The sequence below is a fragment of the Paenibacillus timonensis genome (assembly GCF_022427145.1).
In the GTDB taxonomy this organism is placed as follows: Bacteria; Bacillota; Bacilli; order Paenibacillales; family Paenibacillaceae; genus Fontibacillus; species Fontibacillus timonensis.
This window is the reverse complement of sequence record NZ_JAKSXN010000007.1, coordinates 40,009-56,730: the sequence shown is the minus strand read 5'-3', so window position 1 is coordinate 56,730 and position 16,722 is coordinate 40,009. Positions and strand designations below refer to the sequence as shown.

The window sequence follows — 16,722 nt, the reverse complement described above, 5'->3', positions numbered from 1 at the left end:
AAAGACCTAAAAAAATAATTATATTACAAAAGTCATTGCGTCATTGGCTTATTGTAATTCACCTTTCTGAACAATTTCTTAACAATGAATGAAAGGAGGGCACTCCCAAGCTCCGATTCTCCGGATCTTTGGAAATGCCCCCCTAAATTAGGATTCTTGCTGCTTACGTTTTCGTCTTAGCCAACATCCTGCCAGGATGAAAGCGGCACCCGCCAGTTGCCAGGGGAGAAGACTGCTTTCCCCGGTTTTCGGCAAGAGACTGCTTCCCGGTTTTCCGTCCGTTTCATCGGAAGGAAGATCGCCGCGGGTTCCGCCTAACGGATTGCCGTCATCGTCAAGTTCTATATCCGTAGGTTTGTCCGGATCCGGCTGCGGCTTCTCGCCGCCCGTTCCGTCAGACGGAGACGGATCCTCCGGCACCTCGACCGTGCCTTCGCCCGGTTGTGCCGGATCTACCGGCGTATTCGGGGTAACCGGATTGCTAGGGTCGCTAGGGTTGCCAGGTCCGCCTCCACCCCCTGGGTTGGAAGGGGAGTAAATCAGGTTGTTCGTTTTTTCTACAATCACGGATTCGGTTTGTTTCTCCGTAATTTCAAACTCGATCGGCGTTTTGTCCAACACATAACCCGCAGGCGCGGAAATTTCCACTAGCCGGTACTTGTTAGGTTCCAATTGATCCAGGTACAATTCGCCGTTCCGATCCGTGACGAGCTTGGAGGGATCGATCGCGTCGACTTTTCTAAACTCATAATTTCCCTGCGGATTAAAGAACACGCTCTGGGCGAGCAGTTCAAATACCGCACCTTGGAGTCTTTGCGTTTTCGCGGCATTGGTTTTGATTAACTTCACCGAGCGGTCATTGGGTTTATTTTCGATCGTCAAAGCCGTGACCGGTTCCTTGATGGAAACCTCGGTCTCCGGCTGCTCGATCACGAATCCCTCCGCCTTGGTCTCCACTAAGGTATATGGACCATACGGCAGGTTATCAAACTCGACCACGCCGTCTCGATCGGTGGTTTTCTTTCCGACCGCCCCATTCGTGCCGTCCCGCAATTCAAATTCGATGCCGCTCAGGACGGTTTGATCCTTGGCATTGACCTTCGTGATCACCAATTTGCCGCCGGACCCCCGTTCATTCGGCAGATCGCGCGTAACAATCGCGGTTTGATTCGCGGTGATGGTAAAGGCAACCGGCTGCGAATTCAATTGATAATAATCGGGAGCCTTCGTTTCAACCAGTTCATATTCTCCCGGCGCCAGATCGGCCTTTGCGATCGTGCCGTCTTCACCTGACGTCAACGTCTCGATGAAATCTCTGTCTGCTCCGTTCTTAACGTATAGATCGAAAATCGCACCTTTTAATTTTTTGGACGGATCTGCGGCATCCACCTTCGTAAACTGAAATCCCTGCCGAATTTTTTTGTTTTCGATTTTATAGGGCTCATCGTTTTTGAAGGCAACGAGTTTGCCTGTGCCAGCGCCGTATTCGGGATCGACCAAATAACCCGCAGGTGCCGACGCTTCCTTCAGTCGATACGGAAGGCCGTCCGTGCCGTTAAACCGGTACTCCCGCAAGCTTTCCGTTTCGCCGGAAGCGTTCGTTGCCGGAAGCGTCTCCAGCAATACGGTTCCGGAAGCGTTATAAATTTCGAATACTGCACCTTCCAGAGGTTGACCCCGATCGTCCACCTTGACGACTTGGATGGGGGCTCGTCCTCCCGATGCGCCGCCGCCGGCGCCGGCTAACGCAACCTTCACACCTACCTGTCCATCTCCTCCCTTCACGGAAGAGGTTTGACCGGCAAATTCAGCCTTATTGGTAATTTTGTCACCATCATCCGCGTTAATATACGACTGGTATTCCAGAATAAACGCGGTGGTCAACGCTTTTTTGAAGGTGAACGTAAAGGTGTTTCCGTTTACGGCCAATTCGTAATCCTCGGGATCAACCAACCCGGCTTTGGTCGAAACGTTCCCGGAATTATCCGCGGGCAAATCCGTTTTGAACAGCTTCAAGGTGTTGGGCAATAAAATTTGATTGTCCGACAACGTATCCGTCAGCTTGGAGCCTGCCGCGATATAAGATTGACTCGGGTTGATATTGACCGTCCAGGAAGCGATATCGCTCGTTCCTTGCTGCTTCCCGGTTTTGTTGACAAACACCCCGCCGTGTGCCGGCGTGACATTGGCCGATTTTTCAAACCGTAGAACTCCACCGTCGTGTAATGTAGCATAGTTGGAGTAAGTATCTACAATCGGAAACGCCCCGTCAAGGCTGGTTTTGTACTCGATCCGGTAGGCCGTTTTGCCGATGTTGCCCAGCTTCAACATAAAACCCTTGCCATCCGGATTTAGCTGGAAATCAAAGCCGTTCGGATTATCCTGACTTTTCGGTTTAATTTCCTCACCAATAGCGACGGCGTTATTTCGGCTATCCAGCACCAGCTTATTCACCTGAACCGAACCGTCGATATAAGCCTGGTTGCCGGTGTAAGCATCCCTGAGCACGGCATCTTGAATATCGTATAAATTGTAGTTCACGTCGATCGTCCAGGTGATCGCTTTATCTTTGGCGCTGTACTCGCCTTTTTTGTTGCCGTTATCAATCGTATAGTTTTGCGGAGTGACCGAAGCCGACTTGGTAATCGAGTCTTGCGATATTCCAGCTTCTTTCCAGTCTAGGGTAGCATCATTTCTATAAAGGCCGCCCGCTGGCACTCCCTTTGTCGGATCAAAGGCCGTGGCAAACGTAAACACGTGCTCCGTATTAATCGTAACGCCCGGTTTCAGCTTGATCACGAAACCTTTTTCAAAATTCGGATCATCCGCGTTGGCTTCCAACAGGAAATCATCCTTATGAGCACCGGTCTTTTGTAAACTGCCAGGGACCAGTTTCATATTTCTTCCCGCATAGTTCTCCGTAATGACGATATCCGACATATCCTTCAGGTCGGAATTGAGAACCAGCTTCCACTCGATTTCCTTCTTGTTGAAATCCTCTTTGCTTACGCTTTTCGCAAAAATATGTTCGCGAATGTCCTGTCCCGCCGATTTCTTCATTCCGTTTTTGATTTCGACCTTATTGGTGATGTGATCGTCCTCGTAAACCCGTTTGATCGATTCGGTCCGGTATTCGATGTCGTAAGCGCCGTTGATGGCCTGATTGAACTTGAACTCAAAGCCGTCGGCCGTCTTGGTGACGGTATACGCCGAGGAATCGATAGGCCCGGTACGTTTCGCCGCCTTGCCGCTCGTATCCATCTCAACTTCATACACTTCGAAGGAAGACTCGACTAGCCGCTGCTTCGTGGTATCAAACTCGTCTTTAAGCCACGCAGCATCGGGTTTATCGGGATCGGCCGGATCAAACGGGTCCAGCGTTTGTTGATTGTAGTTGTACTCGATTTTCCAGGTAATGCTCTGCTTCACCGGATCGTAAGCTTTGCTTACTTTGTTAAGCGGCTCGTTAAAGCGAATGTTCACGCTGCCGTCGGCCTCTTCCCGGTATTGATCCCCGTTGCCGGTGAGCACGGCCGTATTGTCGTAAAGTCGATTAAAAGGCCCTGCGGTTGGCGCTTCCACGCTTGTTTTGTAGATCACCCGGTAGGCTTCATGGATATCGCCCAACGCGATGGGGAAAGCATTCGCCGTACGTTCTACCTCCCCCGCTTTGACCGAGCCGTCGACCTGTACCTGCAGTTTGCGAATTTCGATATCGCCCTTAAGCTTCAACCCTTCCGGCAGGGTGTCTTCGAGTATCGCGGCTGTGATCTCCTTTTCCCCTTGGTTGAAATCAATCGTCCACTCGATTTCGTCGGAGTTAAAGCCGTTTCGGTTGGCGATCCCCGACTTTTTCAGCCTGTCCTCGGCCGTATTCGCAAAATGAACATCGATGACTCCTAGCCCGGTGGAGCTAAAATCAATCTGTTGGTGCAGGCCATCCTCAAACTTGTCTTCGTCAAAGCTGACCCATACGTAAAAATAGCCTTCCAGCTTTTGCCCAACGATACTGTCGTTAAATGTAAAAACGACCTCTCCGTCCGGATGGACAACATATGTTCCAACCTCGCCATCCAAATTACCTTCCAACTGCTGCCCGATTTTAAGTTTATCGGGTAAATGAAAAGCAAAGGTGGAGCCGTCGCTGTAACCGTGGGAGTCGTTCGGGAACGCCCAGGCGTAAATGACGGCCACTTCGTCCTTTACCGCCGGCCGAATGTCCTGAATACGATCTCCCTTGATGATTAGTTTTTCGGCAGCCGGATCATATTCGGGTTTTTGATTGCGTATCTCCACACCCGTAATCAGATTCTCCGAAATGACCTGCCCCGCGGAAGCGCCCAGAGCAGCGGCATGATCCTCATAAACCGCGTCAGTAACGGCATCCGCAGCGATCACGGCGGCGGCATCGCTTGGGGATCCCTCCGTATCGGCGCTGACCAAGGTCGCTCCCGCTCCGAAGATCCCTTGAAAAACGAGCGCGGCGGCCATGATGATGGCCAAGAATTTGCGTTTCATAAGTCGTGTTTTTGCCTCCTTTTATCCAAGGTATCGATACTATCAAATGGCTTTGTCTCCCTGCCCCCTTCGTTAAACGTTGTGTTGGGCAACATGACCATCGTATTTCAGCATTCTAAACAAATTCTCGACAATCGACCGAAAAAACAGGATTACCTTGCTAATAAGTGACATTATTCATTGACGCATCCGTCATTTTCCAAATCATAAACCCTGCTTGTCCCGGGTTTTTACGGTATAGAAATCCAAAAAATTATGTTTTCTCGCCGCCTCCGCTAACCAGCAGCCAAAATCGCGAAATTCGTCGACCTCCCACATTCGCCCATCACGGTAAACCATCGACGAATAGGTGAAGCTCAGCTTCATTTCGTTGTCCCATTCAAAGCGAAACCCGATTCGCCTTTTCTGGCGGTGGAGCCGAAATCGAAACGGCCGTTCCTTCAAAGGGTAAAAACGCCCGTTGCCAAAAAAAACGGGGCCGTCCGGCGTGGCAACGATGCCGATCCGATTTTTCCGGTAGTTCATATAAAAGCCTCTTTGCTGATCTCTTTTCAGCCGCTTGGTAAGTTCGATCTCTTGGAAGGTATCCAGCTCCAGGCCGCGGGAACCGTCCCTAAAATGAGCGACAACATCCATCACCTTTTACCTCTCCCTGGTAAGTCGTCATTGTTGTGGAATACGTTTGCTAGGAGTATAAATAGGGAGTCTATACAACTTCTGGACATTCTAGCTAGTTGGCGGGGATTAGGGGGCGTGAAAACGCAAAAAAACCGCTTCGACACCCGACCCGGCAAGCAGGTTCAAAATGTCAGAAGCGGCGCGTGTTCCGCAACCGTCGTAATTGGATTCGTCGCTTAATATACTTTCTCGGTCTTATATTTCGCGGGATCCTTGATCATCGTAAAAGCGGTCGTCGTTCCTTTCCAGCCTGCATCCGCCGTGGTATCGATCGTGATCCAGCTGCCGTTTACGTAAACCTCGTTCCAGGCGTGATAGGTACTGACGTAATCCGAGGTTCCCATCGCCAATTTGGCCGGAATCCCCACGCTGCGCAGCATCGCAGCGAATAAGGAAGAGAATCCATAACAGATATCCTTCTTTTCGGTTAGCGTCCGGTCGAGATCGGGCAGGTAACTGGAGGTGGCGCTGAACGCCAACCTGTCGTCGTATTTGATGGTACTTGTAACGTAATCATAAATGATCTTCACTTTTTCTTCGGTTCCGACCGCTTTTTGGGTCAATTCGTAGGCGATTTTTGCCGCGCGGCCGTCCGGTTCCCAATTCACGTTTTGCGTGGAATGCAAAAATACCTGCTTCTCGTCCTGCAATTGCAGCTTGACCGTGCCCTTATGGACCAAACGGTACGTAGTCCCTTTGATCTGTTCCAAAAGACTGACCGTATACTCTCCATTCCCCATTTGAAGCGGGAAGGTTACTCCGTTGGGCCCAGACGTCAGCGTGTAGGTGTATTTCCCCTCGCCCTTGGCGATCAGCACTTTGGTTTTGATGTTCGTCTTCACGTCATAGTTGATGCGGATCGCTCCCTGATCCACCCGGGTTTTATCGATCCAGCCCGGGGATTCCGAACCATGAACCTGCGTTGCGCCGGCTCCTCCGAACAAAATTAAGATCGCAAGCGCCACGGATATCCACTTTCTCATGCCAAAAAAACTCCCTTCGGTAGCTGGCTGCCACAACATGCTTAGGCCCTATAGCTTTGCGTCCCTGCCTTTCGACAGGTTTGCCTTTATCGGAAAAGCTCCTTGAAAGATCTATCGGAACAATTCATGCCATTTGTTAATCCGGTTTTATGGAGATAGGCTCCAAAACCGGTTTTTTCTCAGGTCTTTAGACCTACCTCGATACTGATTCCTCCATGCGGGACCGTCCGACTCGACCGAAGCAAAAATAGTAAAAAAGTAGGATGCCGATATGCAGCAGCGTAAGGATCAAATAAATGTTGGCGAACGCGGCGGAGCCCTCAAATGAATTCAACGGATTCCAATGCGAAGCCGAACCGTGATCTACGGCATTGCCGTAAAGGCTGGTCGAAACCGCGCCGGACAAAAAGCCCAGCATGGATAGCAGCCCCATGCCTACCCCGGTCTGCTCTTTGGGCAGCGTGCGGGAGATCGTGTTGGACAACGCCAGTTGCATGAACATTTGGCCCACATTGCCCAGGATCAAGATCGCCGCAATCCAGCCCGCCGCCGCCCCGGACGCCACCGAAATCAGGGCAAAACAGCTGATCAGCAGCAAGGATGCCACATAGATGACGAAAGAGTTGCCCTTGGCATCCGCCAATTTGCCGCCTTTGCGGCCGAGGATTGCCGAGGCGACAGCCCCGGGCACCATGGCAAACCCGATCCAACCGGCAGGCAACCGGTTCACATCGGCCAGCAGCTGCGGCGTCAGGAACGGCAGCGCATAGCCGATCCCCATGACCAGCACCGCCAACAGCAGGCCAAGCGAATAGCTTCGGTTCCGAAATAATCGCGGATCCACGAACGGTTGCGGAGCCAGGCGGATCCGCCATAGAAACAGGAGAAACCCGATCAAACTGCCTAAATATAGCTCCCAGCGACCATAGGTGACGCCGAGCAATAACAGAGTGACCGTGATGCCAAGCGCCCCACCGCCGAGCCAATCGATCCGAACGGCCCGAATCGGCTCATCGCTAAGGTATTTCCGGTAGAACGGCAACGTAAACAGCATCAACATCGGGATGCAAAACAACCACCGCCAATCGACCAGGGTGACCAGCAGCGCGGATACGACCGGCCCAATCGCGCCTCCAATCGCCAGTCCCGTGGCCGTAATGCCGAGCGCATACCCGCGGCGCTCAGCGGGAAAATGCCGCACCGGTATGATCATCGCGGCCGCGGGAACCACAGAAGCGCCAGCCGACTGCAGCACGCGGCCCAGCAAGACCATCCAATACGCCTGAGCCGACAATCCGGTCAATGAACCCAAACAAAACAAGATTAGCCCGAACGTCAGCAGTTTTTTCAACTGGAAAGCATCCGCCAGCTTTCCGTAAATCACGGCGCCGATGGCGTAAATCAGGGCATAAGCCGTCGAAACCCAGCTGACCTGGGTAACGGATAAGCCGAATTCGTCTTTGATTTCAGGAAGCACGATATTAAACATCGTTGCCCCCATGGATGACAAGATCATGGTAAAAGCCAAAATCCGGATCAGCTTCTCGTTCGCCTCCGATGAACCGGCATTTTTCATCGTTATCGTCCCCCCATCGATTTCCTCACAAGTTATTGTATGATTGAATATTAATAATGAAAAATATATATTAATTTATATATCCATAAACTTGAGGTTATCAATTACCAAGTTCCAGACCGAGAGGAGTTGTCATCCACATGGAGTTGCTTCAATTGGAGTATTTTCGCACGGTCGCTCATTTGGAGCATATGACCCGGGCCGCCCAAGAGCTGCATATTGCCCAGCCGGCGCTCAGCAAAACGATCGCCCGGCTCGAGGAGGACTTGGGAGTTCCGTTGTTCGATCGGCAAAATCGCCAGATTCGGCTGAATGCCTTTGGCAAAGCCTTTTTGAAAAAGGTCGAGACGGCGTTGGACGTCCTGGAAGAGGGCCGGCAGGAGGTGGCGGATTTGGCGGGGATGGAGCGTGGCAGCATCCATTTGGCTACGAATACCCTGGGACGCATTACCGCCGCGCTTGGTGCCTTCCGCGAAGCCTACCCGGAGGTGAACTTCCGCATCCTGCAAACGTCGCCGGCATCCGTTGAGGAAATGATCGAGCTGTTGGAGAAAGGCGAGGTGGATCTCTGCTTCACCGCTTCCTCGCTTGATCATCCGGGAGTGCGCGAGCTGCCGGTGCTGGACGCCGAGGTGTTTCTCGCCGTCCCGCCCGGTCACCGGTTGGAGGCAAGCGAAAGCGTCCGCCTCGAAGACGTGGCGGACGAACCTTTCATCGAATATAAAGCGGGACACCCGTTTCGCAAGATCAACGAATCGTTTTGCCTCGCCGCAGGCATTCGTCCCCGCATCGTTTGCGAAGTCGACGAACCCACCGCGCTTGGCAGCCTCGTCCAAGCCGGATTGGGCGTCGCCTTCGTTCCGGCATGCCGGAAGGACGAACGTCCTCCCTACCCGATGCTGCGGATCGAAAGCCCGACGTGCCGGCGTGTTTTCTCCGTCGCTTGGCTGGAACGGCGGTATTTATCCGAAGCCGCCCGCCGGTTCCGGCAGTTTCTGAGCGAATATTATAGCGGCGCGTAAATGTCTTAGCGGTTCCTACGGCGAGAGTTCCGTTTCAGTACCAAGATGCCGGCCAGCGCCGCCGTCACGAGCGGCAAGTATTTTATCCCCCTCAGCCAGGAGAGATCTCCTCTGAGCAAGGCGACCGCGGAGACGGCAATCCACTCGCTAAGGACCAACCCGCCGATCAAACCGCCGACGAGCGCTGCGATAAACCAAAGTGCTTTTTTCACTTGAATTCCTCCTTCCTCTTCGTTGAATGGTTAATCCGGGAGATTGCCCGTACGGGTTCCCACGCGAAACGGTGTGGTCATCCCTTCGTAGTTCACCATCATCGTCATCCCGTTGGCGGCATGCCCCAAATTGTGGCAGTGTTCCATCCACAAGCCGGGATTGTCCGCTTGGAAGGCCACTTCGTACTCCTCGCCGCTGAACAGGAGCACGCTATCGGCGTAAATGGGGCTGCCCGTCAGCGGCTTGCCGTTCTTCGTCAAGATCTTGAAGAGATGTCCGTGGAGATGCATCGGATGCGGGCCGCCAAAAGTATGCTTGAAACGGATTTTGATCCACTCCCCTTCCTTCACGAGGAGCGGCGGAATTTCATGAAACTTCTTGCCGTTTATGTCGAGGATGCCGAGCTTTAAATCATATACCCGATCGAACTTCATGTCGTTAGTGATCCCGTCAGCCAACGGGGTTCCGTAGTTCGTGAAGTCGAATTGCGGCGCGTCCTTGCTCAGCGGCTCCGGTATCGGCCCGCTCCCCAGCATGATGTTCCAGGCTTTATGTTCTTTGCTGTACACCTGACCTGCCCGTCAGCCGGCATCGTGAACAGGACGTCGTAGCGCTGGCCTCCGCCGATCGGAATCCACTGTTCCCGGAGAACCCCCGGCCCGTTCAAGTCCTGCCCGTCGATCGAGATCACCCGGAACTCCGCGCCGGCCACCCCGATCCACTGCACCTCGCTATAGGCATTGATCAACCGCAGCCTTACCGATTTGCCGGGGGTTGCATCGAGATATAAACCACCGGCTTGGCCATTGGTCAGCTTCAGCTTATCGTTCAGCATTTGCAGCGTGACCGCATAATCAAGATCGTAGTCGAAATCCGACTGCTTCGGTTCGACGATCAACCGGCCGATCAGCCCTTTGCCCGCCTGTTCCGAGCTTTGCTGATGGGAATGATACCAGTACGTTCCCGGATGACGGGCGATGAATTCATAGGTAAACTGCCCGCCCGGCCAAACGGCGTCCTGCGTGACGCCGGCCACACCATCCTGGGAACAGGGCAGGATGACGCCATGCCAATGAATCGTCACCCCTTTGCCGATATCGCGATTCGTTAGCGTTACTCTTACGCGTTCCCCTTCCTTGACCCGCAGCTCCGGACCGGGCGAAGTTCCGTTGAACGTCCAAGCCTCCGTCCTTTTCCCGTTGTCCAGAGTTAGAACGGACTTTACCGCGGTCAGTTCAAAACTCCTCACCGGTTCCCCTGAGTCCGGTTCGGCCTCCTTCAACTCGGTGCAGGATACCGCATCGGTAGAATCTCCGGTTGCAGGGGCATCGTGGCCTTCATGGCCGGTATGATTAAGGGCATCGCCTTCTAAGGCTTCACGATGCATTTGGCTCATATCCACTTCCTCCGGATAACGAAGCTCATTGTAGCCACATGAAGCTAAGAGCAGCAGGACGCCGAAGCATGCGCTCCAGAGTGCCGATTTTTTAAGTATCAAGCCGAATCCGGCCATCTTGCCTTCCTCCTCCTTCTTGGTTCGACCCCATCATATCCGTCAAATGTTGAGAACTTGTGACGATCCTTTACGGTTTCCGTGAAATTCCCCGGGCGGGATGGAAAGCAGGAGGAAAGCGGATATAATGAAAAAAACAGGCATGGGAGGACGAACATCAATGCCGCATACTTTGCTGCTTGTCGACGATGAGCGTCAAGTCATAGAATTTATGGAGCCCTTTTTGCAGCAGGAAGGATTTCAAACCATCACGGCCGCGACAGGACGTGATGCGCTGCACAAAGCCGCATTGCATAAACCTTCGTTAGTCGTGCTCGACTGGATGCTGCCGGAAATGAGCGGGATCGAGGTTTGCCGGGAACTGCGAAAAACGGGGATGGTCGGTATTATTATGGTGACCGCACGGGTAGAGGAAACCGACAAATTAATCGGCCTTGAGGTGGGTGCCGACGACTATATGACCAAGCCGTTTTCCTTGCGTGAGCTGGCAGCCCGCATTCGTTCCGTGTTGCGGCGAATCGAGGGGAATGCGGCGGCCGAACAGCTGCTGAACCGCGGGGAACTGACGATTTCCGAAGCGCAATGCCGCGTATGGAAGCGGGACGCGGAGATTGCGCTGACGCCAACGGAATTCAAGCTGCTGCTGATGCTTGCCGCCAAACCGGGCATCGTCTACAGCCGGCTGCAACTGCTCGCCGCCATGGAAGACGATTTCGCCAACGACGAGCGAACGGCCGACGCCCATATCAGCCGCATCCGTAAAAAAATAGAGGAGGATCCGGCCCATCCCGTCTACATCAAGACCGTATACGGGTTTGGTTACCGGTTTGAAACCCCGCAGCCATGACCGTCTCCCGCAAGCTTTTTCTCGTCATCGCCGCTTTTATTTTCGGGGTCAGCTTGATATTTATGTTGTTCACCTATTTCACGATCCGGGATTCCCTTGAAGTGATGCTGCAATCTTCCAGGATGGAGGAGCTGAATCGAATTGAGGAGAAACTCGAGGCCTATTATGAGGATCACGGAAGCTCTTGGGCAGCGCTGACGCCTGCGGATTTGGCACGCCTTGCGCCGGACGGAAGACGGGCACCCAGCATCGGCCTGATGGATGCGGGCCGTCGGATGCTGGCGGTCAGCGACGACTTGCCGGTTCGATTATTGGAGCGGCTGGGAATCCACCGGGAGCTCTCCAGCCAGAGCAAAACCATCGGTTGGGCGTATTATTACGATTCCGATGTGGCGAATTTGTCCAAGCTGCGGATCGGCACCCCCATCTCGGTCGTTTTCCTTGTTGGGGCCGGAGCGGTTGTTTTTATGCTGCTCTCGCTCGGCGTTGCTTTTTTTGTCTCGCGTTGGCTGACTTCCCCGCTGCGCCGATTGGTTCCGATCATCGATCGGCTGGGCCGCGGCGAATTCGGGATTCAGGCGCCGGTGAGTACCAAGGACGAATACGGCAAGGTGGCGCAAGCGATCAACGACATGTCCGCGCAGCTGGCACGGGCCGAGGAAGTGCGCCGGAATCTGGTTGCCGACGTCGCTCATGAGCTGCGTACGCCGCTCACGATCGTCCGCGGCAAACTGGATCTCCTGCAGCAGGGCGGCGGCGAGATTCGGCCGGAGAACCTGCTGCCGATCCAGGATGAATTGATCCGTCTCACGCGGCTCGTCGGCGACCTGCACCAGCTATCATTGGCGGAGGCCGGCAAACTTCAGCTGGATCTTCGCCCGACGAATATGGACGAACTGCTGCGGGAAGCCGTAGAGCGGGTAAGCTGGGAAGCGGAGGCAAAGAACATCGCGGTTTCCATTGAGGTTATGGGCACCTGCGCGTCGGTTCCGGCTGATGCGGAGAGAATGATGCAGGTTTTTCTTAACCTGCTGCATAATGCGATCCGGTATACCCCGGAGGGCGGACGGATCCTTCTAACGCAGCGGGAAGTGGACGTTACTTCGACCGTCAGCCCCAGCCCGGTGCGGATGCTGCAGATTCGCGTTCAAGACACGGGTCCCGGCGTCTCCCCCGAACACTTGCCTTATTTGTTCGATCGCTTTTACCGAACGGATGAAGCGCGTTCCCGCCACGCCGGAGGGATGGGGCTGGGACTGGCCATCGCCAAGGAGTTCGTAACGAACCACCGGGGCACGCTGGAAGCCGAAAGCCGCCCCGGAGAAGGAACGGCTTTTATCGTCACGTTGCCTATTGGCCCGGTAACACGTAACGCGCCTTAGCCTGGATTTTCTCGAATCATACGCTAGCGCCGTACACGGGCCGTCGTTTTTCGTGCCGGCTCCTTCAACATGATGGCATGACCCGTACGGCTGATTTTTTCGTAGAACAGCAGCGGTTCCTTGCGAAAGAATCGTTTGGCGACATGGATGAAGAAGCCCACGTTCACGACGAGAACGACCAAGGCCAACAGCACCCGGAACAAGCTCGGCATATCGGCCGGCGGGAAAACCAGCAGGCGGTTGAGGCCAAACACTCCCCAATAGAGCAGCCCATAACGGACGATCAAGGGGAGCAGTCCCACGGTTTGCCGCCCGCTCTTAGCGGCGGACAAATAACGGTGCAAGGCTGCGGCCAGGCTGACGGTCGGCTGCCGCTCCCCCTCTTCGGTTGGAAGTCCGACCAGCTGGATCCTTACCAGCCATTTTCCGGGCGTCTTTCCGCCGGTCAAGTAAGGAATCAACATGAAGTACAGCCCCGTGGACACGAAGTAAGCTTCCGTAATCCCTAGCCGATAAATCACGGTCATCAAACCGCCCCATAGCAGATAGTCGAAAAACAACGCCAACCCGCGCCGGGTATACGTCACCCGTTTGGTCGCCAGGTCCACCCCCCTGTCCAGGTGCTCAATCCGCGGCAGATACCGGGACAGCCACACGGCCAGCAAAAAGCCGATCATGCCCCCGAGCGTATTGGTCATCAGGTCGTCGACGTCGAAGACGCGGTAAGGATGGTCATAAAATCCGAATATTCCGGTCAGTTGCGTCACTTCGATCAGCAAGGACAGCAGGAACGACAGGATCAGGCTTGCGATCGGACCCGAACGAAAGTAATACCGAATCAACATCCCAAACGGAACGGTTAATGCCACGTTAAATACAACCTGCAAAAAAGCCCGCTCCTTGAGCACCCGCCAATACGTCGACGGCTCCCCCGGAACGATCGCGGTTTCCTTTACAATGTCCTGGATAAAATGAAAAGGAATCAGTTGCAACGCCCCGTCGCTGAGCGGCAGATTATGCCGGCTGGCGGGCAGCGGCAGCATCACGAGGAATAACGCATTCATCAAATACAGCAGGAACAGGTACAGCACGAACGCCCGTACCTTGTTGACGTAACCGTGCCGCCGGTATTGCACGACCAGAAACGGCAAAGTGAACAGCAGCGCCGCAAACGGAAACGCACCGAATGCATACGTAATGGGAAAGAGGTAATTTTCTAACATCGCAGGTTCAACCCTTTCAATCTCGGGGTGTTTGGTTCATTCATCTTAACATAGAACGGAATACATCCTGTTTAAGTTTAGTTTAAGATTTGGGAAGGTTTATCCATATATCCTTACGCGCAAAAAAACACAAGCCCAAAGGGCATTCCCTTGGGCTTGTGTTTCAATTCGTTCCTGCGCTTAGAGCTCTTCCGTCGTGTCCCCGCGCTCCTCCTCCGTATCCGCCTTCGGCGGCGAGGAACCCGTCGTAGGTACTGCCGCGTGGCCTGCATGGAGCTGGGCACGGCGGCGTTCCCGCTCCGCCCGGTTTTTCCGGCGCGCCATCCAGATCGGGATGACGATGAGGGCGGCAATGAGGAGGAGCGGCAGCGCGCCGGCCGCAAACACGACCAGCCACTGGAAGAAGAGCGACAAGACGTCGATGCTGCCCGTCAAAGCGTTTTTCATCCGCTCCAGCAGCGGCGTGTCGCCGCTTGACGCCGCCGCCAGCTTCGACGCATCCGGCTGGTAGACGCGGATCTCGATTGTCGAGAAGGACACATTGCTGTCGATGTACCGCATTCTCCCTTTGATCTGCTCGATCTCCGTTTGAATTCGCTCCAGTTCGTTCACGAATTCAACCAACTGCTTGGTTTGGGTCGCTTGCTCGACGAATTTCAAGTACCGAGCTTCCATGGCCTGCTTGACCTTTAACCGGGATTCCAGATCGACGTACTCTTCCGAGACGTCCTGTCCTTGAATGCTCCGCTGCAACGACTCGGGCTTGAGTCCCTCCAAACGGTCCAAGAACGAGGAGAAGCCCGCCGCCGGGACCTTCAACACAAAGTTCCCGCCAAGCTCATGCTGCGATTGATTTTCGGAAAATTCAACGATGTACCCGCCCGCCAGCATCACCAAATTGCGGATCTCCGATTGGGCTTTGGCGTAGTCCTTCACTTCCATGACGACGCTCGCCCGGTAGATCAGCTTGCTGTTGAGCCCGGCGTCCGTGGCTGCCTGCTGAAACCCCGGCGCGGAGTTTACCGCCGCACTGCTGCTTCCGGCGTTGCCGGCTGCCTTTGAATCCGCCGCACCGGAGTTGGCCGCGGGCGCTGCGGCCGTATCGGCAGCAACCTCCTCGGAGCCTCCCCCGTCCATTTCGCTTTCGGCCGTGCTGGCTATCCCATTCGCTGCTCCGCTATCGGCTAGCGAATTCGATGCCGCATCATGGCTTGCGCTTCCGCAGCCGCCAAGCAGCAGCAAAAGCATCGCGATGATGCCCCAAATGACAACCTTTTTTCCCCTTTTTCCCATAGGTATGACCCCCTACTGTTTCAGGTTCAAGACTCCCGCACGATGCTGGCTTGGTCGGTTCGCTTTTTATGTTCACCATGCACTGTCGTCTCTTACCATCCTAACGCTTGAAGAGTCCCGAAAGTTGCCCGTCCCGCAAAATAAATAACCGTCCCGGAAGCCGGGACGGTTCGAATACAGTTTATGCCTGATATTTGCGCAGCATGATTACGGCGTTGTGGCCGCCGAACCCGAACGAGTTAGACAATCCGATTTCAAGGTCAGCCTGGCGGGCCTGGTTCGGCACATAATCGAGATCGCATTCCGGATCGGGGTTCATCAGGTTGATCGTCGGCGGAATGATGCCTTCCTTCAGCGATTGAACCAGGGCGATCGCTTCCGCGCCGCCGGCGGCGCCAAACATATGTCCGATCATCGATTTGTTCGCCGTAACCGGAATCCGGTAGGCATGTTCGCCGAACGCCTTCTTGATCCCTTTCGTCTCCCCGAGGTCGCCGACCTGGGTGCTTGTCGCATGGGCGCTGATCACGTCCACCTGCTCCGGCGCGATGCCCGCCGAAGCGAGCGCCCGCTTCATCGCCTGGTAGGCGCCTAAGCCTTCGGGATGCGATGCGACAACGTGGTAGGCATCGGAGCTTGCACCGTAGCCGATCACCTCGCCGTGGATGCGCGCCCCCCGCCGCAGCGCGTGCGTCAGCGATTCGAGTACGACGATCCCCGCGCCCTCGCCCATCACGAAACCGTCGCGGGTGGCATCGAACGGCCGGCTGGCCTGCTCAGGGGAATCGTTCCGCTTCGACAACGCGGTCGCGTTCCCGAAGCTGGCCAGCGCGAGCGGATGCACCGCCGCTTCGGTCCCGCCCGCGATCATCACATCGGCTTCCCCGCTGCGGATTAGCCGGAACGCTTCGCCGATCGACGAATTGCCGATCGAGCAGGCCGTAACCGGCGACAGCGTTTCGCCTAACGCTCCGAAGCGGATGCTGATCTGCGCGGCGGCCATGTTGGAGATCATCATCGGCACCAGACTGGGGCTCACCCGGTTCGGTCCGCGCTCCTCGAGCACCTTCACGTTGTCCGCCAGCGTCTCGATCCCGCCGATTCCCGAACCGACGTACACGCCGAACCGTTCACGGTCCAGCTTCTCCGGCACAAGCCCGGCGTCTTGGACCGCCTGTTCGGCGGCAAACAGCGCGAATTGGCAGAAGAGGTCCATTTTGCGCGCTTCTTTTCGCCCAAACACCGCCTCGCCGTCAAACCCTCGAACTTGCCCCGCGATCCGGGTGCCAAACGCGGCAGCGTCGAACCGATCAATCGGCGAAATCCCGGAGCGTCCCTCTTTTAAGCCTTGCCAAAATGTATCCACATCATTGCCCAGCGGAGACAATATCCCCATTCCGGTAATGACAACCCGTTCCATAAGCATCCTCCTTCGGCAACTTCATTTATGGTTTGCATCTCACGTTCAGCAGGC

General features: G+C 54.9%; 13 protein-coding genes and 1 riboswitch. Of the genes, 3 read left to right on the top strand and 10 right to left on the bottom strand.

Annotated features, from left to right (window positions below; all coding sequences use genetic code 11):
- Positions 1 to 147: 147 nt before the first annotated feature.
- From MJ257_RS04180 to MJ257_RS04165, 4 genes are all read right to left on the bottom strand, one after another.
- Positions 148 to 4,518 (bottom strand): SpaA isopeptide-forming pilin-related protein, encoded by a 4,371-nt coding sequence (locus MJ257_RS04180; RefSeq protein WP_240268050.1) that lies wholly within the window; start codon positions 4,516 to 4,518, stop codon positions 148 to 150.
- 204 nt (positions 4,519 to 4,722) lie between these two features.
- A complete protein-coding gene (locus tag MJ257_RS04175) occupies positions 4,723 to 5,154 on the bottom strand; it encodes a hypothetical protein (protein ID WP_240268049.1) in 432 nt (143 codons plus the stop codon).
- A 218-nt stretch (positions 5,155 to 5,372) separates the two neighbouring features.
- Positions 5,373 to 6,179: a transglutaminase-like domain-containing protein gene (locus tag MJ257_RS04170; protein WP_240268048.1), complete on the bottom strand. Its 807-nt coding sequence runs from the start codon at positions 6,177 to 6,179 to the stop codon at positions 5,373 to 5,375.
- Positions 6,180 to 6,194: 15 nt separating this feature from the next.
- Positions 6,195 to 6,274, bottom strand: a riboswitch (cyclic di-GMP riboswitch).
- 98 nt (positions 6,275 to 6,372) lie between these two features.
- A complete protein-coding gene (locus tag MJ257_RS04165; RefSeq protein WP_240268047.1) occupies positions 6,373 to 7,755 on the bottom strand; it encodes an MFS transporter in 1,383 nt (460 codons plus the stop codon).
- Between the two features lie 140 nt (positions 7,756 to 7,895).
- Here MJ257_RS04165 and MJ257_RS04160 point away from each other — a divergent pair, with 140 nt between their 5' ends.
- The gene (locus MJ257_RS04160) at positions 7,896 to 8,777 is read left to right on the top strand and encodes a LysR family transcriptional regulator (protein ID WP_240268046.1); all 882 of its coding nucleotides are present in this window, start codon (positions 7,896 to 7,898) and stop codon (positions 8,775 to 8,777) included.
- A 5-nt stretch (positions 8,778 to 8,782) separates the two neighbouring features.
- On the opposite strand, the gene MJ257_RS04155 is transcribed toward MJ257_RS04160, so the two are convergent.
- From MJ257_RS04155 to MJ257_RS04145, 3 genes are read right to left on the bottom strand one after another with little or no spacing between them, the layout of a single operon-like run.
- On the bottom strand, positions 8,783 to 8,989 hold the full coding sequence (locus tag MJ257_RS04155) for a DUF5957 family protein (protein WP_240268045.1): 207 nt from the start codon (positions 8,987 to 8,989) through the stop codon (positions 8,783 to 8,785).
- A gap of 30 nt (positions 8,990 to 9,019) precedes the next feature.
- Entirely contained in the window at positions 9,020 to 9,559 is a 540-nt protein-coding gene (locus MJ257_RS04150) for a multicopper oxidase domain-containing protein (RefSeq protein WP_240268044.1), read from the bottom strand.
- Complete coding sequence (locus tag MJ257_RS04145; RefSeq protein ID WP_240268043.1) at positions 9,493 to 10,503, bottom strand: multicopper oxidase family protein; 1,011 nt, start codon at positions 10,501 to 10,503, stop codon at positions 9,493 to 9,495. The genes MJ257_RS04150 and MJ257_RS04145 overlap by 67 nt, the downstream gene beginning before the upstream one ends.
- 160 nt (positions 10,504 to 10,663) lie before the next feature.
- Between MJ257_RS04145 and MJ257_RS04140 the strand changes: the two genes are divergently transcribed.
- A complete protein-coding gene (locus MJ257_RS04140) occupies positions 10,664 to 11,350 on the top strand; it encodes a response regulator transcription factor (protein ID WP_240268042.1) in 687 nt (228 codons plus the stop codon).
- Positions 11,347 to 12,732, top strand: coding sequence for a sensor histidine kinase (locus tag MJ257_RS04135; protein ID WP_240268041.1), 1,386 nt, complete (start codon positions 11,347 to 11,349; stop codon positions 12,730 to 12,732). The genes MJ257_RS04140 and MJ257_RS04135 overlap by 4 nt, the downstream gene beginning before the upstream one ends.
- Before the next feature lie 23 nt (positions 12,733 to 12,755).
- On the opposite strand, the gene MJ257_RS04130 is transcribed toward MJ257_RS04135, so the two are convergent.
- The 3 genes from MJ257_RS04130 to fabF all read right to left on the bottom strand — a co-directional run bounded on the left by MJ257_RS04130 (position 12,756) and on the right by fabF (position 16,668).
- On the bottom strand, positions 12,756 to 13,955 hold the full coding sequence (locus MJ257_RS04130; RefSeq protein WP_240268040.1) for a VanZ family protein: 1,200 nt from the start codon (positions 13,953 to 13,955) through the stop codon (positions 12,756 to 12,758).
- Between the two features lie 180 nt (positions 13,956 to 14,135).
- Positions 14,136 to 15,248, bottom strand: coding sequence for a DUF4349 domain-containing protein (locus MJ257_RS04125; protein WP_240268039.1), 1,113 nt, complete (start codon positions 15,246 to 15,248; stop codon positions 14,136 to 14,138).
- Positions 15,249 to 15,429: 181 nt separating this feature from the next.
- Positions 15,430 to 16,668 (bottom strand): beta-ketoacyl-ACP synthase II, encoded by a 1,239-nt coding sequence (gene fabF, locus MJ257_RS04120; RefSeq protein ID WP_240268038.1) that lies wholly within the window; start codon positions 16,666 to 16,668, stop codon positions 15,430 to 15,432.
- Positions 16,669 to 16,722: the final 54 nt, after the last annotated feature.